The following is a 17,614-nucleotide window of genomic DNA, read 5'->3' as shown; positions in this document are numbered from 1 at the left end:
TGGTGACTGATGTCGCTGGGTAAGGCCGCCGGGCGCTACGCCGCACTCTGGCGTACGCCCGGCGTTCCCCGGGTGATGTTGCCCGCGATGCTCGCCCGGCTGCCGGTGGCCATCGAACCGCTCGCGATCTTCCTGCACATCAGCGCCGAGACCGGCTCCTACACGGCCGGCGCGACAGCCCTCGGCCTGTTCTCGGCGGCGCTGGCCGTCGCCTGGCCCCTGCACGGTCGGCTCATCGACCGGCGCGGGCTGCGGGTCGTGCTGCTGACACTGGCGGTGCTGCACGCGGTGGCACTGGCCGTGTTCGTCGCCGCGGGCAGCGGCCCGACCTGGTTGCTGGTGGCCTCGGTGACGCCCGTCGCGCTCACCATGGCCCCGGTGGGTTCGACCGTCCGCGCCGCGTGGGCGCTGATCCTCCCGCCCGGGCCTTCGCTGAACACCGCCAACGCCCTGGAAGCGGTGCTGATCGAGGTCTTCTTCGTGATCGGCCCGGCCCTGACCGGCCTGTTGACCGGCACCTTCAGCGCGCTCACCACGACACTGCTGGCCGGCGGCATGCTCGTGGTCGGCTCCTTCCTGTACGGCACCGCACCGGCTGTCTCGACGATGCGCAAGGAGACCGACGGGGTCGAGCCGGGCGCAGCCGACGGTGGAAAGAAGAGCCACGCCCGGGGCGAGCGGAGGCCGTGGCGCATCCCCGGCGTCGTGGCGATCCTGGTGGCCGCAGGCGGGGCGGCCGCGGCGTTCGCCGTACTCGAGGTCACCGTGCCGGCGACCGTGTCGGCGAACGGCGACGCGGCGGCGACCGGCGTGGCGCTGCTGTCCCTGCCGCCGGCGGCCAGCGTCCTCGGCGGGCTGGTCTACGGCGCTCGGCAGCACACCCGGTTGCCGGTCAACCGTTACCTCGTGCTGCTGGCGGTGGCGGTCGCGTGCATGGTTCCGCTGGTCTTCGCCACGTCGGTCGCGGTGCTCGCGGTGTGTCTGTTCCTCGCGGGCCTGCCGCTGGCGGCGCTCAGCTCGGAGGAGTTCGGGCTGCTCGGCAGCCTGGTGCCCAAGACGGTGATCAACGAGTCGTTCGCCCTGGCGGCGACGATGATGGCGGTGGGCAGCGCGGTCGGAACGCTGGGGGCGGGCGCGGTCCTGGGTTGGCTCGGCCCCACCGAGGCGCGCCTGCTGTCTCCGGCTGCCGCCCTGATCGCGTTCGCGGCCGTCTTGTCGATGCGGGCTACGCTGAGCAACGCCGGTTCGTCGACCACAGTCGACAGTGGGGCATGACGGGACAACGCGGTCGAACAGCGCCCGGGCTGGGATCAGAAAAGCGAGGGACGCGTGTCCGGAGACGGCGCGAAAGACTACTACGGCCTGCGCAGATGCACGGTGACGACGCAGGAGGCACTGGACCGACGGTGGGCGGACGACGCGGACGTGGTCGTCGTGACCGACCCGCCCCGGGAGCAGTGGGCGAACCTTCAGGCCGCGGGCTTCCGGATCAAGCCACGGTGGGTGACGTGGGGACGCCGCACCCCGGCCGATCAGGAGGAGTTCCTCGCCGGGCTCTCCAAGGCCGAACGGCGCAACTTCCGGGACGTGCAGCGGCACGTCGACGCGCAGGGGCTCACCATCGAGGTGCACGCCCGACTCACTCCACAGTTGTTCGCCGAGTTCCTCGCCGTGTACGACGCCCAGATCGCCGCCATGCCGCACGGTCTGCCGGCGGCGCACTCGGTGGTCGCCACCGAGGCCGGGCTCGCCGATTTCTTCCTCGTCTCCGCTCGCTCCGGCGACGAGCTGATCGCCGGCGTCGTCTGCCGCGTCGCCGCGACCGACGAGGCGATGCGGGTGGCCTTCTCCGCCGCACGGCCGCAGGTCCGCGACGCGATGATCAGCAGGGCGCTCTACCTCGCCGCGTTCGAGGAGGCCCGACGGCGCGACTTCGCCTGGATCTCCCTCGGCACCGACCCCACCCTGTACGGCCACATCGCCCAGGCTGGCCTGTTCACCTTCAAGAGCCGGCTCGGGTTCGTGCCGGTGCCGCTGCACCACCTCGACCCCGACGACGACGGCTGCGACGAGGCGGAGCTGGTGCTCAGCACCGAACGGCTCAGCGAGCCGGCGATGAGCCTCTGCTACGCCCGGCCACCGGATCGGCTGGCCACCTGGGCGGCTCCGCTGCCGATGCGACTGGACGTGCTCAGCCCTGCCCACGGCCTCGACCTGCGTCCGTACCGGGCCTCCTTCGTGACGGAGACGGTCGTGGCTCCCCCGGCCGCCGGGGTGGCCGAGGGCGGGGTCATCGTGATCGTCGACCCGTTCTCGACCGGCGCGCTGCTGGCACCCGCCTTCAACCGGCAGGGTTGGCGCTGCGTCGCGGTCCTCACCGGCACCATCAACGAGCGGTACGCCGCCGGCCTGCGCCGGGACGACTTCCTGACCGTGCTGACCGTGCGGGGCGAATCCCCGCAGGCCCTCAGCACCACCGCCGAGTTGCTCGCGCCGATGCGACCCACCGAGGTGATCGCGGGCAGCGAGTGGGGCGTCAACGTGGCCGACGACCTCGCGGAGTTGCTGGGGCTGCCCGGCAACGTCCACTCGGCCGACCGTCCCCGGCGGGAGAAGCCCGCGATGATGAGCGCGGTCGCCCGCGCCGGGTTGCGGGTGCCGCTCGGCGCGCGGGTGCGCAGCGTGGAGGAGCTCGACGACTGGCTGGCGGCCAGCCAGGTGCTGCCGGTGGTGGTCAAGCCTGCGGCCAGCGCCGGCTCGGAAGGCGTGTACTTCTGCGCGGATGCCGCCCGGGCCCAGACGGCGACCGCGAAGCTGCTCGGCGCGACGAACGCCATGGGCCAGCTCAACGACTCGTTGCTGGTGCAGGAGCAACTCGTCGGCCAGCAGTACTTCGTCAACAGCGTGAGTCTCGACGGCCGGCACCACATCCACGAGATCTGGCGCGATGACCGCTTCTTCGTCGACGGCCGACCGGTGTACGACCGGCAGGTCCTGCTGGAGGGGACGGGCGAGATCGAGGACGTGCTGCGCCCGTTCGTCGAGGGTGTGCTGGACGCGCTCGGCGTGCGTACCGGCCCGGCGCACACCGAGCTGCTCGTCGACGACCGGGGGCCGGTGCTGATCGAGTCCGGGGCACGGCTGGAGGGCGGCGTCACCCCGGCCGGCCCCGCGCAGGCGACGGGGATGAGCCAGTTGTCGCTGACTGTCGAGCGGTACACCGCCCCGGACCGCTTCGCCCGGCGGATCGGCGCCGGCTACCGGCGGCAGCGGGCCCTGATGGTCGTCTGCCTGGTGGCGCCCTACGACGGCATGGTCGCCGAGGGCGCAGCCCAACGGCTGACCGAGATCCCCTCGATCTTCTGCGGGTCGGCGTTGGACCTGGTGCCCGGCACCCCTGTGCACCGGACCGTCGACCTGTTCACCTCGCCCGGCCATCTCTATCTGATCGCGGACGATCCGGGCCGGTTGAAGGAGGACTACCAGCGGATCCGCGCCCTCGAACAGGACGGCCTGTACGAGTACGGATAGGGGTAGCTCTTCGTTGAGTGGGCGATATCCTGATCGCTGATCTCCCGAATGAGGATTTGATGGATGAGTTCACCTATCGCGACGGCTCCCTCTGGTGCGAAGGGGTGTCGCTGACCTCGGTGGCCGAGCGGTTCGGCACACCCACATACGTTTACTCCGCGAGCACCCTTATCGATCACTACCGCCGGTTCGCCAAGGCCTTCGACGCGATCAGCCCACTGGTGTGCTTCTCCGCGAAAGCGCTGGGCAACGTGCACCTGCTCAGGCTGCTCGGCCGGGAGGGCGCCGGCATCGACGCGGTCAGCGGGGGTGAACTGCACCGGGCGATGGTGGCGGGGATCGACCCCGAGCGGACGGTGCTGGCCGGGGTGGGCAAGTCCGAGGCCGAGCTTCGGGAGGCTGTTCGCCGCAACATCCGCTGCATCAACGTCGAGTCCGAGGCAGAGGTGGAGTTGCTGTCGCGGATCGCCCGTGAGGAGGGCGCACGTCCTCGGCTGGCGATCCGCGTCAACCCCGATGTCGCGCCCGACCAGCGCACCCCGGCCCGCACGACCACCGGCACCCGGGGCGGCAAGTTCGGCGTCGACATCGAGCGGGCCGAGGCGCTGTTCACGCGTGCCGCCGCCGACGAGGCGCTGCGGATCGAGGGCTTCCACGTCCACCTGGGCAGCCCGATCTTCGACCCGCAGGTGTACGCCGTGGCCCTGGATCGCCTGCTCGCCCTCGTCGCGCGGCTGGAGGCGGTCGGGCACCGCATCACGACGCTCAACCTGGGCGGTGGTTTCCCGGCCGAGTACATCGACCGCACCGCGCCGAGCTGGGACGATTTCGCCGAAGTGATCGTGCACCGGCTCACCGGGTTCACCCGGGACGGCGGTCAGGTCATCTTCGAGCCGGGCCGCACCATCGCCGCCAATGCCGGGATCCTGCTCAGCACGGTCCGCTATCTCAAGCAGGCCGGCGACCACCAACTCGCCGTGATCGACGCCGGCATGACGCACATCGCCCGCGCGGCGATGTACGACAGCTACCACTTCATGTGGCCGGTGCAGCCCGCCGCGGGGGCGGTCCCATCCTCCCGCGACGTGTCGGGCCTCGAGGGTCTGACGACGTACGACGTCGTGGGTCCGATCTGCGAGTCGAGTGACTACCTGGCCCGGGGTCGGTCGTTGCCGGTGCTGGAGGCCGGCGCTCTCTTCGCGATCTTCACGGCGGGCGCCTACGGCATGACGATGACCAGCAACTACAACAGTCAGTTGCGGCCCGCCGAGGTGCTGGTGCACGGCGACCAGGTCTCGTTGATCCGGCGGCGGGAGACGTACGACGACCTGGTTGCCCTGGAGCTGCTCGACGACGGCCGCGACCAGGACGGCTGATGAACGGCGACGTGTCGGTCACGGCCCTGCGATCAATCCGCGAGATCGGCGAGCAGGTGTGGAACGGCCTCGCCGAGGGTGAGGGGTTCTACCTCGGTTACCCGTGGATGGCCTGGGCCGAGACCGACCCGTCGTTTGTCACCAATTACCTGGTGGCGCGGGACGCTACGGGAGCCACCGTGGCGGCGGTGGCGACATATCTCTGGGGCGGCGCGAGCGTGCCGTCGATGAACCTGGCGTACAGCCCAAGTCACATCGCCGAGGAGAATCTGGAACGGCCACTGTCGCCCGAGGAGCACGCGGCGTTTCTGCCCGCGTTGCTGGTGGGTTCACGGGCCGGCTACCACGGCGCTGTCGCGATCTCCAAGGAGCTGACCGGCGTCCGGCGGGACGCCGTGCTGACCGCGCTCTTCACCGAGGTGGAGGCGCTCGCCGCGCGGCTCGGCGCGGCCAGCGTCGCCCTGCTCTACACCCCGACGGAGAACGTGGCCGCGTACCAGGCGGCCTGGGACCGGGCGGTCGGCCCGGCCGGTCGCGGTCCGGTGCCGTCGATGCTGTCCGCGGAGGCGGTGTTGCCCGCGCCGGGCGGCGAGGTCTCCGACCGGGCCGCCGAGGCGGCGGGCCGGCGGGAGTGGCGACGCGAACGCCGGCGGTACGACGACGCGGTCGACCGGGTGGAGTCGGTCCGGCTCTCCGAGAGCGTGGACGTGATCGCGCCGCTGCTCGGCGCGACGCAGCGCAAGTACGGCGGCCCGGACACCGACGCCGACATGCAGCGCTACTTCGCGTCCCAGGTGTCGGCGCTGGACGCGTACAGCCTGGTGCTCCTGGAACACGCCGGCGACGACGTGGTCGGGTTCAGCCTCAACTACCTGTGGCCGGACGGGGTGTACGTCCGCGCGGCCGGCTTCGAGGAGCGGGCCGCGGCGTACTCGTACTTCAACCTGACCATGTACCGCCCCCGGGATCTGGCGGCGGAGCGTGGGCTGCCCGTGGTGCACCTCGGTGCCGGCACGTACGGCGCCAAGCGCGCCCGGGGTGCCGAGCCGCGATGGACGGCGGGCCTGGTCCGGCCCCCGGCGGGCGTCCCCGAGGATCTCGTACGGGCCTTCGCGATCACCGGTTCGGACTACCGGCAGGCGGTGCGGACCTGGGGCGAGCCCGTCTCCGCCATCCCCTCGCAGCAGGAAGGTGACCATGCAATACCGCAGGTTCGGCCGGCTGGGCTGGCAGGTCAGTGAGATCTCGTACGGCATGTGGGGGGTCGGCGGCGGCCTGCACGGCTGGACCGGCGTCGAGGACGACGAGAAGTTGGCCGCGCTCCAGCGGGCCGTCGACCTGGGCTGCAACTTCTTCGACACGGCCTGGGTGTACGGGCGCGGGCACAGCGAGCAGGTGCTCGGCGACCTGGTGCGGGCCAACCCCGGCACCCGGCTCTACGTGGCCACGAAGGTCCCGCCGAAGGACATGCGGTGGCCGTCGACCCGCGAATCGACCCTCGATGACGTCTTCCCGCCGGACCACATCGAGGAGTACGTCCACAAGAGCCTGGACAATCTCGGGCTGGAGTCGATCGACCTGCTGCACCTGCACGTCTGGGAGGATTCCTGGACGGACGACCCGCGCTGGCGGGACACGCTCACCGGGCTGCGGGCCAGTGGCCTGATCGGCGGGATCGGCATCTCGGTCAACCGCTGGGAGGCGTGGAACGGCGTACGGGCGATCGAGACCGGGCTGGTCGACGCCGTGCAGGTCATCTACAACATCTTCGACCAGGCCCCTGAGGACGAGCTGTTCCCGGTGGCCGAGGCGCACGACGTCGCGGTCATCGCGCGGGTCCCGTTCGACGAGGGCACGTTGACCGGCACGTTGACCCTCGACTCGACCTGGCCGGAGGGGGACTGGCGCAACTCGTACTTCGTGCCGGAGAACCTCGCCGAGAGCGTCGCCAGGGCGCAGGCGCTCAGCAAGGACCTGCCGGCCGGGATGCCGATGCCGGAGGCGGCGCTGCGCTTCATCCTGGCGGACCCTCGGGTCTGCACCACCATTCCGGGGATGCGACGGATCGCGCACGTCGAGAGCAACATCGCGGTGAGCGACGGGAAGCCGCTGGAGCCGGACCTGCTGTCGACCCTGCGTCGGCACCGCTGGTCCCGCCAGCCGACCTGGTGGTCGCAGTAGCGGCTGCCCGCGGCACCAATCCGGGAGGGGACGACAGGCGGTAGGCATTGAAGTTTATAGATGTCTGCGGATAGGCTCCTGGCACCCCCTCCCAGATTGGAGTCTGCGATGACCTCACGACTCAAGCGGCTCGCGGTCGCGTCGCTCGCGACGGCACTCGCCACCCTCGGCATCACGGTCGCCAACCCCTCGCCCGCGTCCGCCGCCATGACCATCTGCTACAACACCAGCCAGGCCGGCAGCTACGCCAGCGTCGCCAACCAGGCCGCCACGATCTGGAACAACGCCACCGTCAACCTGACACTCTCGGCGAACTGCGGCTCCAACCTCCGGATCTACCGGATCACCGGCGGCGGCTCGTACGCCCAGCGGACCAGCCTCGGCAACGGCCGGGTCTACATCGACACCCAGCAGGCCGCCCAGTACAGCGTGCTGCGGATCATGACCCACGAAATCGGGCACATCCTCGGCCTGCCGGACAACTACAACGGCAACTGCGCGCTCCTGATGTCCGGCGGTAGCGCCGGCACCAGCTGCACCAACGCGTACCCGAGCACCGCCGAGGCGAACCGGGTGAGCAACCTCTTCGCCGGCACCTTCGCCGCCACCGAGCGCAGCGCGGACCGCGCCGGGGCGGACATCTTCCGCGACAGCTGGCCGAGCATGCTCACCTCCGTGAGCTGACCGACCGGGAACGACGGAGGGGCTGGCACCACGCCGGCCCCTCCACCATGTCGCGGCGCGTCAGCTCGGCATCGGCGTCAGTCGGGTACGCGGACCCGCCCGCAGCACGCCGGAGGGAAGCTTCTTGCCGAGCAACTCCTCGGCCAGTTCGGCGGCCTCGATCAGCGCCGCCAGGTCGATGCCGGTGTCGATGCCCATGTCGTGCAGCATGTGCACGGCCTCCTCGGTGGCCAGGTTGCCGCTCGCACCCGGCGCGTACGGGCAGCCACCCAGGCCGCCCACGCTGGCGTCGAACTCGGTCACCCCCAGCTCCAGGGCGGTCAGCAGGTTGGCCAGCGCGGTGCCCCGGGTGTTGTGGAAGTGCAGCAGCACCGGCACGTGCGCGTTGCGGTCGCGTACCGCGGTCAGCAGCTCGCGGACCCGACGCGGAGTGGCCATGCCGGTGGTGTCGCCGAACGCCACCCGGTCCGCGCCGTCGCGGACGACCCGGTCCACGATGCCGGCCACCCGCTCCGGGTCGACGTCCCCCTCGTACGGGCAGCCGAAGCTGGTCGCCACGATCACCTCGACCCGCGCGGAGGCGCCGTGCAGCAGGTCGATCAGCTCGGCGATGTCGTCCAGCGACTCGTCGGTGGAGCGGTTGACGTTGCGCCGGTTGTGCGTGTCGCTGGCCGACACCACCACCTCGATCTCGGTGAACCCGGCGGCCAGGGCCCGTTGCGCGCCCCGCGTGTTCGGCACCAGCGCCGAGTAGCGCACCCCGTCGGCCTTCGCCGCACGCTGCCACACCTCGTCGGCGTCGGCCATCTGCGGGATCGCCTTCGGATGCACGAAAGACACCGCCTCGATCCGGCGTACGCCGGTGCCGGAGAGCGCGTCGAGCAGCCGCACCTTGGCGTCGGTCGGGATCGGGTCCTCGTTCTGCAACCCGTCCCGCGGCCCGACCTCGCGGATCGAGACGGAATCTGGCAACTGGCTCATCGGTCACCTCGCTGTGACGTCGGATCGGGACGGAGGTCGGGTGCACGCCCCCCTTTGCACTGCTTCAACGGACGCAACACCGATCGTCCGGTATCCGGACATCCCGTGTTGCGTCCAGGTAAGCAGAGCAAAGGGCGCGGATGCCAGTGTCGCCGCGCCGCCGGGGCAGCAACCGTCGGCCCGGCAACCACCGGCCGTCGACGGCGCGGCCGGCTCAGCGCATGCGGGAGACGATGGCCGTGTCGTAGGCGCCGGAGAGGAACTCGTCGTTCTCCAGCAGCTCGGCGAAGAAGGGGACGTTGTTCTTCGGGCCGACGATCTGGAACTGGGCGACCGCGGCCCGCGCACGGGTGATCACCTCGTCGCGGGTGTCGCCGCTGATGATCAGCTTGGCCAGCAGGCTGTCGTAGAACGGGGTGACCGTGTTGCCCTCGGTGTAGCCGGAGTCCACCCGCACACCCTCACCCGTGGGCTCCACCCAGGTCGTGATCTTGCCGGGGCCGGGCAGGAAACGCTTCGGGTCCTCGGCGTTGATCCGCAGCTCGATGGCGTGCCCGCGCGGGGTCAACGCATCCGGGTCGAACGTCGGCGCCAACCCGGACGCCACCCGCAACTGCTCCTCCACCAGGTCGACGCCGTACACGTACTCGGTCACCGGGTGCTCCACCTGAAGCCGCGTGTTCATCTCCAGGAAGAAAAACTCGTCGGTGGCCGGATCGAGCAGGCATTCCACCGTGCCCGCGTTGCGGTAGCCGACTGCCGCACCGGCGCGTACCGCCGCCGCCAGGAGGCGCGACCGCAGCTCGGGCGAGACCGCCGGGGACGGCGACTCCTCGACCAGCTTCTGGTTGCGCCGCTGCACCGAGCACTCCCGCTCGCCGAGCGCCACCACCCGACCGTCGGCGAGGCCGAGGATCTGCACCTCGACGTGGCGTACCCGGGGGAAGTACCGCTCGATCAACACCGAACCGTCGCCGAACATCCGCTCGGCGAACGCGCGCACCTTGTCGTACTCGGTGCGCAGCGCGGCCTCGTCGACGGCCACGCCCATGCCCATGCCGCCGCCACCAGCGGCGGCCTTGACCATCACCGGATAGCCGATCTCCGCAGCGGCCGTCACCGCCGCCTCCAGGTCGGCGGCCGGGTCGGTGGTGCCGGGCGCGACCGGGACGCCGGCCGCCGCCATCAGGTTCCGAGCATTGATCTTGTCGCCCATCGCGGTGATCGCGTCCGCGCCGGGCCCGACCCAGATCAGCCCGGCCGACTCGACGGTACGGGCGAACTCGGCGTTCTCCGACAGGAAGCCGTAGCCGGGGTGGATGGCCTGCGCGCCGGTGGACTTCGCGGCGGCGAGGATCGCTTCGGTGTTGCGGTAGCTCTGCGTCGGGTTCGGCGGGCCGATGAGCACCGCCTCGTCCGCCTCGGCGACGAACGGCAGGTCGGCGTCGGCCTCCGAGTACACCGCGATCGCTCGGATGCCGAGCCGCTTGGCGGTCCGGATGATCCGGCGGGCGATCTCGCCCCGATTGGCGACCAGCAGTGACTCGATCATCTTTCCTCCAGGTGTCCGAATGTCGGGACGCCTCAGGGAACCATGACCGGACCGCTTCTGACGAGTCGGCTCAGGCGAGCAACGCGGCGAGGGTGGCACCGCGCAGCAACTCGGCGCGGCGCCGGCGGTCCACCTCACCACCGAGGAACGGGGTCGAGTTCATCAGGCCGAACGCCGCGTGGGCGAGCACCCGGGCCTCACCGTCGGGCATGCCCGGGTGCAGCGCGGTGAGCACGGTCACCCACTCCTCGACGTAGAGCCGTTGCAGGCGGCGGATCCGCCGTCGCGGCTCCTCCGGCAGGCGGTCCAACTCGTGCAGGTGCAGCGCGATCACCGCCGGATTGGCCAACGCGAACTCGACGTGGAAGTCGATCAACGACTCCAGTACGCCGCGCGGGTCGTCCGGGTGCCCGGCTGAGCGCTCCCGCCCGCCGGCCAGCAGCCCTTCGCTGACCGGGATCAGCGCGGCGGCCAGCATGGCCTCCTTGCCGGCGAAGTGGTGGTAGAGCGCCGGACCGGTGACCCCGGCGGCCGCGCCGATGTCGTCCATCGACACACCGTGGTAGCCGCGGGCGGCGAACAGACCCACCGCGATCTCCAGGATCTCGTCCTTGCGCGACCGGCGTCGACCCGCACCCACCGCACCCCGTGCCTGCTGTTCCACCTTCACCGGGCAAGCGTAGACCGCGATCAGCCCCAGATGGTTACCGGTCAGTTGCGCCCGCCCCACCGTCGGCCGCCCGCTGGCCTGGCAGAGGGCGGCCGACGAGGGTCAGTGGTCCTCGTCCAGGTGGTGCTCCGCGCGCAGCGCGGCGGCCTCCGTCGGTCGATCCAGCAGGTCCAGCGCACGCGCCAGCAGCCAGGCCGTCTGACGGACCGGCCGCGAGTCGGCCGGGAGCCCACCGAGTACGCGGCGCAGCAGGGGCTCCGCCTCCGCCGGCCGGTCCAGGCGCAGCAACAGCTCACCGGCGAGGATCTCCACCTGGGCGGCCTCGCCGAACGCCTCGATCGACCGCAGCCGGTCGGGCACCCCGGCGAGCCGCCGCAGGGCCTCGTCCGGCCGGTCCTCCACGGTCAGCACCCGGGCTCCGGCCTCGGCCGCCATCGCCAGCTCGTACGTCGCCGCCGGCTCCACCATCTCGGCCAGCGTCGCCGCCAACTCGTCCACCTGCTCGACGGCGCGCAGCGCCGCTGGCCGGTCGTCGCACCAGAACCAGGCGTACGCCTCCCGCCGACGAGCCCGCAGCTCGTCCAGCCGCAGGTCGGCGAGCCGGTACGCGGTGGCGGCTGCGGCGAACCGCTCGGCGGCCACCGCGTCCCGGTCGACGTCGTAGAGGATCCCGCCGGCCTCCTCCAACACCTGCGCCCGGTGCGGGAGATTGTCCGGTCCATCGAGGTTTTCGGCCAACTGCTCCAGGAGTGCCACAGCCGGATCGATCTCACCGAGCCCGGCGTAGACGCCGGCCAGCAGATGCCGGCAGCGGTCCGCCTCGGCCTGCGCACCCAACCGGTCCAAACCGAGCACGGCCTCCTCGGCGACCTCGGCTGCCTCGGCGAGCCGGCCCACCATCCGGTACGCATTCGCCAGCTCCCAGCGCAGGAACGCGTCCCCCTCGGCGCCCCGCTCCACGCAGAGCGTCACCGCCTCGACGAAGTCGTCCACCGCGTCGGCGGCCCGGTTGGCGGAGAGCAGTGCCCGTGCGCGAGCGACCCGCACCGGCAACTCCGCCTCCGCGGGCGCCGATCGCAGCGCCTCGTCGCAGGCGTCCACGGCGTCGGCCGGATCGTCGACCAGCCGCGCGTACGCCAGGCAGGCCGCCGTGACCAACTCACCGATGCCCAGCTCACCGGCGAGCCGACGGGCCTCACCGGCGGCGACGCGAGCCTCGTCGGCGCGGTCCGACTGCTCCAGCAGGTGTGCCCGGTGCAGTGCGATCCGGGCCGTCAGGTGCTGGTCGCCACCCGCGTCGGCCGGTGCCCGGTCGAGCGCCGCGAGGGCGTCCGCCCAGCGTTCCCGGTGCAGCAGCGCCAACGCCACCCGGTCGTGCCCGGCCGCCCGCTGCCGGTCGTCGCCGAGCCGATCGAGCGCCTCGGCGGCCTCCCGGACCAGCGTCAGCCCCTCCTCGGCGGCCTCGTCGGACCGGGTCAACAGCACGCCGAGCCGCCCGGCGACCACCTGGATCGAAACCTCGTCGGCCGCCTCCCGGTACAGCTCCAGCGCGGCCCGGTTCATCTCGACCGCGCCCGCGATGTCGTCCTCGTCGCCATGCTCGGCCGCGCGCAGCGCCAACCGGTGCGCGGCCGTGCGCGTGGGCAGGTCGTCAGCGCCGAACCGGTCGTCGAAGGCGACCAACGCCGCCCGGAACGTGGCCCGGTCGTGCCGCCCCCAGCTCATCTCCGCGAGATCCAGCAGGTCGTCCGGGCCGGCGTCGGCGGGCAGGGTCACGGTCGGCGGCTCGCCGGTGCCGGCGCGGACACCCTCGCCCCGATCGCCGGACGACGACCCACCCTGACTGGCGGCCGGCTCGTCCCCGGCCGGTCGCGCCGGGCTGACCGGGCGGGCCGGCCGGCGGCGGACGCTCGCGGAGAGCGGCAGGTGCTCGCCGCTCGACCGCACGGCGAGCCGGCGGCCGATCCACTCCGACTGGCAGGTGGTGCCGTTGCGAGTGTCGAACCGGGCCGCCAGCCCGGTCGCCGTCTCGGTCAACTCGTCGGCCAGCGCCGACGCCGGCACCTCGGCGGCCGGCCGGCCCTCGGCGGCACGGCGGTACAGGGTCGCCGTTCCGGCCTGACGCAGCGCGGCGGCGGCGGTCGCCGCGAAGTGCATGGCGGCGGCCGGGGACGGCGGCCGGTCCAGCCAGTCCAGGTGCCGCTCGACCAGCTCGACCGCCCGCCCCTCGTTGCCGGTCAGCGTGCAGAACTCGATGTGGTCGCCGATGTCCCACAGGTCGGCGAGGTTGCCGCGCAGCCGGCGGTACGCCTCGCGGTGCGCGTCCCGCGCCGCCTCGCCCCGGCCGGTGCGCAGGTACGGCAGGAGCAGCGCGGTGAGGATCGCCTGCGGCTGCTCGGTGCAGGTGAGCCGGCCGGCGAGCACCGGCTCGGCCAGCGCCACCGCCTCGGCGTCCCGCCCGGTCTCGGCGAGGTAGCCGACCTGACTCGTCGGGTCGCAGCCCGCGCAGTCGGAGAGGTCGTCGCGGGGGGTGGTCTGCCAGAGCCGGTACCAGTGCGCGGCGGCCTCGGCGTCGCCCACATGGTCGGCCACGCGGAACCGGTGCTTGTGGACGGTCTGCAGGCTGTGCCCGCCGGCCCGGTAGCGCCGTTCCATGTCGTCCAGCACCGCGTACGTGCGGTCCAACGGCACCTCGGGGAACTTCAGCAGGCCGGACACCATGTACTTGAAGTGCCACAGCAACTGGTGCAGGTGGCCCTGGTGGTAGGGCTGCGGGTCCCGGTCGAACTCGGACAGGCACCAGGAGAAGCTCACGAACGACTTCGCCGGCTCACCGCCGTAGACGTACCCGGTGGTGGCCTGCATCCGGGCGACGAAGGCGAGGTGCCGGTCGTCGGCCGTGTCCACCCGGCGCAGCAACTGCTCCAGCGCGGCGATCTGCCCCGCCCCGTACGGCATGTCGGCGATGCCGCGCAGCACCCGCCACAGATCCTCGTCGCTCATGCTCACTCCCGTCCCGGCACAGCCCGGCCGAGCAGGCCGAGGAAGGAATCGTTCAACAACGCGGCGTCGGCCGCGCGGATCGGGTGGTGGCCGAGCAGCAGCGCCTGCCCGTACAGCGCCTCGACGGCGAGCCCGACCAACTCCGGGTCGCTCAACATGGCCACCCGGCGCACCAGCGGGTTGCGGTGGTTGAGCACCAGTTGCGGGCGGTCCGGCGGGGCCGTGGCGGCGAGCGCGTCGAGCACCCCGCCCCACAGCTCGTCGGCCCGGTCCCGGCTCGCCGCGAGCTGGTCGTTGAACGCCGCCGACCGGCTGACCAGGTAGAGCGCGGGCAGCGAAACCGGATCGTACGCCCGCACGACCACCTCGCAGCCGGACCGCTCGACGGCCCGCTGGGCGGCGGTGAGGAACGGCCGTAGCGCCAACTCCACCTGCGGGTCGAGTGCCTCGAAGCGGGTCGTGAGGTCGCTCGGCTCCAGCCGCTCGATCAGCACCGAGCGGTCCACCACCGGCAGCCGCTCGATCAGCTCGGTGTCGTACGTGTAGCCGGCGTTGACGACCGCCAGGTCCTGCGCGGCGGCCACCGCGGCGAGCTGACGGAACTCGTCGAGGCTGGCCGCGTAGCGGACCACCCCGTAGCGCTCCCGGAACTCGGCGAGGGTGAGCGTGCCGACGTTGGTGTCCATCGGCCACCACCGGTCGACCAGCCTGAGCATCTCGTCGTCGTGCAGTGCCAGTGCCTTCACCCCCAGGTGGTGCACCTGGAGGAACTCGGCCAGCCGGCGCGGGTCGTGCCGTGCCAGCCGGACCAGCCAACCCCGGATCTGGTCGCCGAGCGCCTCCCGGGTCGCCGTCAACAGGGTGTCCTCGTAGAGGGCCTCCCGGCTGGCGGTGGGGCGCAGTTCGGTCGCGTCCACCACGCAGTGCGCGAAGAACGCCCAGTCCGGTAGCAGCCCGTCGGCGTTCTCGGTGAGCAGCATCCGCTTGAGGTAGACGCGGTGCCCGGCCCGGGCCGCCGGGTTCACCGGGGTGGGCAGGATGACCGCGACACCGGTCAGCCCGGCCTCCGGCACGGCCAGCGGCAGCACGTCGAACGGGTCCACGCCGAGTGTCTCCCGGGCGTACCGGATCAACGCCGCGCGGTCCAGCGGCGCGCCCGGCGCGGTCGACCACGGCGGTTCGCCGGTGGTCGTCACCACGTCGCCGACCCGGACGGTGACCGGCAGCAGCGACCCGAAGAGTCTTGCCAGGTCGGTGACGGTCGGGGTGCTGAACCACTGGTCGGCGTCGCGGCGGGGCACCAGCGTGACGGTGGTGCCCACCTCGGCCCGGGCGGCCTCCGGCGGCGCGACGCTCACCGCGTAGCGGCCGTCGGCGTAGCCGGTCCAGCGGACCGTGGGATCGTCGCCGTGCCGGGTGAGCACCTGGATCTCGTCGGCCACCAGGAAGCAGGAGAGCAGGCCGATGCCGAACTGGCCGAGAAACTCGTGCCGGGAGAAACCCAGCTCGTCGCGTTTGGAACTGCGGCCGATGGTGGCCAACAGCTCATGCACCTGCGCCTCGGTCAGGCCGATGCCGGTGTCGTGTACGCGCAGCGTCCCGTCGCCGGTGCTGTCCGGTGGCTCGATGCGTACCAGCGCTGGCGCGTCCGGGTCGACGGCACGTCGGGCGGTGATCGCGTCCACCGCGTTCTGCAGCAGCTCACGGACGTAGACCCGTGGGCTGCCGTAGAGATGATGGCTGAGCAGGTCGACCACGCCTCGAAGGTCGACCTGGAAAGTGTGGTCCACGCTTGGTTTCTCCCCGGTCCCGATGCCGGCGCCAACCGTACCGATGACCACCGACGTGCGTGGCCCCCCTTTCGGCCGGCGGCTTGACCCTCGACCGGGTCGAGCCGGCACGGTCGCCGGCATGACCTCCTCCGCTCTGGGCCGGGACTTCCGGCTCCTGTGGTCCGCCGCCGTCTCGTCCCGGTTCGGCGACGCGCTGCGTACCCCGGCTCTGGCGCTGTTGGCCGCGACGTTGACCCGCGACCCCCGGGTCATCGCGGCGGTAACCGTGGCCGGGCAGTTGCCGCCGCTGCTGTTCGGTCTGCTCGGCGGTGTGTACGCGGACCGCTGGGACCGGCGTCGGACCATGGCGTTTGTCGACGGGGTACGCGCCGTGGTGGTGGCGGCCCTGGCCGTGGCTGTCGCCCTCGACCGGGCGCCGGTCGTGGCGATCCTGGTGGCGGCGTTCCTCCTCGCCTCACTCGGCACCCTCTTCGACTCGGCCTCGTTCGCGCTGCTGCCCGTTGTGGTGCCGCCGGCCGCACTGCCCCGGGCGAACGGGCTTCTCCAGGCCGGGAGCGCGGTGGCCGGCGGCTTCCTCGGCGCGCCGGCCGCTGGCGTCCTGTTCGCCCTCGCCCCCGCGCTCCCGTTCGCCATCGACGCCGTCAGCTTCGCCGTGGCCGCCCTGCTCGTGCTGGCTCTCACCCCGCCTCCCGCCGTGGTCGTGGCGACGCCTCCGCGGCGTGGCTCGGTGTGGAACGAGATCGTCGAGGGAGTGCGATGGCTGCGGGGTCACCGGACACTGTGGCGGGTCACCCTGCTCACGGCCGCGAGCAACCTGGCGATCAGCGGCCTCCTGGCGGTGCAGGTGCTCTACGCGCTGGACGTACTGCGGGTGCCGCCTGCCGGGTACGGGTTGTTCGCGGCGGGTGCCATCGTCGGCGGCTTGACGGGGGCGCTCGGGGCGGGCCGGCTCGCCGCCCGGCTCGGCACGGTGTCCGCGCTGCGCGCGGTGCTCGCCGCGCAGACCGTCGCGCTGGTCGGGTTCGCGATGGCCCGACATCCGGTGCCGGGCGGGATCGCGCTGGCCGTCTTCGCCGCCGGCACGGTGGTGTGGAACAGCCTGTGGGCGTCGTACGGGCAGCGTGAGGTGCCGAGTGGACTGCTCGGCCGGGTGGGTGCCGCCCAGCGGATGCTCGGGATGCTCACGGCTCCGGTCGGCGCGGCACTGGCCGGGCTGGTCGCCGCCGGCTACGGGACGGTGCCGGTGGCGGGCGCTGCGGCGGGCACGTTCGCGCTTGTCACGCTGGCGGCGTGGTGGGCACTGCGACCGGCCGCACCAACGCCGACGGTCGCGCCCACCAGCGGCGCGACAGCAGCCCGGCCAGCGCCGCACCCGTCGCGTTGAGCAGCACATCGTCCACCGAGGACACCCGACCGAGGTGCAGCACGTACTGAAGGGACTCGATCAGCAGGGAACCGGCGGCACCAAGCAGGAAGAGCCGGCCGATGCCGGCGAGCGCGGCGAAGCGTACCGGGGCGAAGAAGCCCAGCGCGGCGAAGACCAGCAGGTTGCCGACCACCTGCACCACGGCGGTCGCCGGTGGGGCGGTGAGCAGGTCGGCCAGGTCGCGCAGCGGCACCAGATGGACGTCGCGCGGCGCGGGACGCGGGGCGAGGGTCATCCACACCCAGGGCAGGGTGCCGGCGACGGCGCCCACCTCGGCGACACCGCGTCGCCGTGCCGCGCCGGCCGGCACCTCGCGCCGCACACGGACGAGCCTGACGATGACCAGAGCCAGCAGCGCGAGGCCGGCCAGCACAGCGAACAGCACGGCGGCCCAGTCCCACCAGACCTGATCCATCG

13 protein-coding genes are annotated in these 17,614 nt (G+C 72.3%); 7 read left to right on the top strand and 6 right to left on the bottom strand.

Features of this window, described 5'->3' with window-relative positions:
* Nucleotides 1-9 precede the first annotated feature (9 nt).
* The 6 genes from ABZ808_RS09905 to ABZ808_RS09880 all read left to right on the top strand — a co-directional run bounded on the left by ABZ808_RS09905 (nt 10) and on the right by ABZ808_RS09880 (nt 7,772).
* Nucleotides 10-1,275 (top strand): MFS transporter, encoded by a 1,266-nt coding sequence (locus tag ABZ808_RS09905; protein WP_357003268.1) that lies wholly within the window; start codon nt 10-12, stop codon nt 1,273-1,275.
* Nucleotides 1,276-1,377: 102 nt separating this feature from the next.
* Nucleotides 1,378-3,531 carry a GNAT family N-acetyltransferase gene (locus ABZ808_RS09900; protein WP_357003266.1) on the top strand — a complete coding sequence of 718 codons (2,154 nt, stop codon included), beginning with the start codon at nt 1,378-1,380 and terminating at the stop codon, nt 3,529-3,531.
* A 59-nt stretch (nt 3,532-3,590) separates the two neighbouring features.
* Entirely contained in the window at nt 3,591-4,907 is a 1,317-nt protein-coding gene (gene lysA / locus ABZ808_RS09895; RefSeq protein WP_357003264.1) for a diaminopimelate decarboxylase, read from the top strand.
* Complete coding sequence (locus ABZ808_RS09890; RefSeq protein ID WP_357003262.1) at nt 4,907-6,148, top strand: GNAT family N-acetyltransferase; 1,242 nt, start codon at nt 4,907-4,909, stop codon at nt 6,146-6,148. Before lysA ends, ABZ808_RS09890 begins: the two co-directional genes overlap by 1 nt.
* Nucleotides 6,105-7,088 carry an aldo/keto reductase gene (locus ABZ808_RS09885; RefSeq protein WP_357003259.1) on the top strand — a complete coding sequence of 328 codons (984 nt, stop codon included), beginning with the start codon at nt 6,105-6,107 and terminating at the stop codon, nt 7,086-7,088. Before ABZ808_RS09890 ends, ABZ808_RS09885 begins: the two co-directional genes overlap by 44 nt.
* Before the next feature lie 108 nt (nt 7,089-7,196).
* Nucleotides 7,197-7,772, top strand: a complete 576-nt coding sequence (locus ABZ808_RS09880) for a snapalysin family zinc-dependent metalloprotease (RefSeq protein WP_357003257.1) — start codon at nt 7,197-7,199, stop codon at nt 7,770-7,772.
* Nucleotides 7,773-7,832: 60 nt separating this feature from the next.
* Here the strand turns inward: ABZ808_RS09880 and ABZ808_RS09875 are convergent, their stop codons facing one another.
* The 5 genes from ABZ808_RS09875 to ABZ808_RS09855 all read right to left on the bottom strand — a co-directional run bounded on the left by ABZ808_RS09875 (nt 7,833) and on the right by ABZ808_RS09855 (nt 15,768).
* Nucleotides 7,833-8,744, bottom strand: a complete 912-nt coding sequence (locus ABZ808_RS09875) for a hydroxymethylglutaryl-CoA lyase (protein WP_357004795.1) — start codon at nt 8,742-8,744, stop codon at nt 7,833-7,835.
* A 223-nt stretch (nt 8,745-8,967) separates the two neighbouring features.
* The gene (locus tag ABZ808_RS09870) at nt 8,968-10,305 is read right to left on the bottom strand and encodes a biotin carboxylase N-terminal domain-containing protein (RefSeq protein WP_357003255.1); all 1,338 of its coding nucleotides are present in this window, start codon (nt 10,303-10,305) and stop codon (nt 8,968-8,970) included.
* Nucleotides 10,306-10,375: 70 nt separating this feature from the next.
* Nucleotides 10,376-10,945 (bottom strand): TetR/AcrR family transcriptional regulator, encoded by a 570-nt coding sequence (locus ABZ808_RS09865; protein WP_357004793.1) that lies wholly within the window; start codon nt 10,943-10,945, stop codon nt 10,376-10,378.
* A 132-nt stretch (nt 10,946-11,077) separates the two neighbouring features.
* On the bottom strand, nt 11,078-13,978 hold the full coding sequence (locus ABZ808_RS09860) for a hypothetical protein (RefSeq protein ID WP_357003253.1): 2,901 nt from the start codon (nt 13,976-13,978) through the stop codon (nt 11,078-11,080).
* A 2-nt stretch (nt 13,979-13,980) separates the two neighbouring features.
* Nucleotides 13,981-15,768 carry an HSP90 family protein gene (locus ABZ808_RS09855; RefSeq protein ID WP_357003251.1) on the bottom strand — a complete coding sequence of 596 codons (1,788 nt, stop codon included), beginning with the start codon at nt 15,766-15,768 and terminating at the stop codon, nt 13,981-13,983.
* A 121-nt stretch (nt 15,769-15,889) separates the two neighbouring features.
* On the opposite strand from ABZ808_RS09855, the gene ABZ808_RS09850 reads away from it, so the two are divergent.
* A complete protein-coding gene (locus tag ABZ808_RS09850) occupies nt 15,890-17,155 on the top strand; it encodes an MFS transporter (protein WP_357003249.1) in 1,266 nt (421 codons plus the stop codon).
* On the opposite strand, the gene ABZ808_RS09845 is transcribed toward ABZ808_RS09850, so the two are convergent.
* The gene (locus ABZ808_RS09845; protein ID WP_357003247.1) at nt 17,049-17,612 is read right to left on the bottom strand and encodes a VanZ family protein; all 564 of its coding nucleotides are present in this window, start codon (nt 17,610-17,612) and stop codon (nt 17,049-17,051) included. The two genes, ABZ808_RS09850 and ABZ808_RS09845, sit on opposite strands and share 107 nt — an antisense overlap.
* Between the last annotated feature and the right edge of the window lie 2 nt (nt 17,613-17,614).

Source organism: Micromonospora sp. NPDC047527 (genome assembly GCF_040643015.1).
GTDB lineage: Bacteria > Actinomycetota > Actinomycetes > Mycobacteriales > Micromonosporaceae > Micromonospora.
This window is presented reverse-complemented; position numbering and strand designations above follow the sequence as displayed.

Coding starts and splice junctions, on each gene's coding strand:
- ABZ808_RS09845 (WP_357003247.1), bottom strand. CDS start 17,612: ATGGATCAGGTCTGGTGGGACTGGGCCGCCGTGCTGTTCGCTGTGCTG.
- ABZ808_RS09870 (WP_357003255.1), bottom strand. CDS start 10,305: ATGATCGAGTCACTGCTGGTCGCCAATCGGGGCGAGATCGCCCGCCGG.
- lysA (WP_357003264.1), top strand. CDS start 3,591: ATGGATGAGTTCACCTATCGCGACGGCTCCCTCTGGTGCGAAGGGGTG.
- ABZ808_RS09905 (WP_357003268.1), top strand. CDS start 10: ATGTCGCTGGGTAAGGCCGCCGGGCGCTACGCCGCACTCTGGCGTACG.
- ABZ808_RS09860 (WP_357003253.1), bottom strand. CDS start 13,978: ATGAGCGACGAGGATCTGTGGCGGGTGCTGCGCGGCATCGCCGACATG.
- ABZ808_RS09890 (WP_357003262.1), top strand. CDS start 4,907: ATGAACGGCGACGTGTCGGTCACGGCCCTGCGATCAATCCGCGAGATC.
- ABZ808_RS09850 (WP_357003249.1), top strand. CDS start 15,890: ATGACCTCCTCCGCTCTGGGCCGGGACTTCCGGCTCCTGTGGTCCGCC.
- ABZ808_RS09880 (WP_357003257.1), top strand. CDS start 7,197: ATGACCTCACGACTCAAGCGGCTCGCGGTCGCGTCGCTCGCGACGGCA.
- ABZ808_RS09885 (WP_357003259.1), top strand. CDS start 6,105: ATGCAATACCGCAGGTTCGGCCGGCTGGGCTGGCAGGTCAGTGAGATC.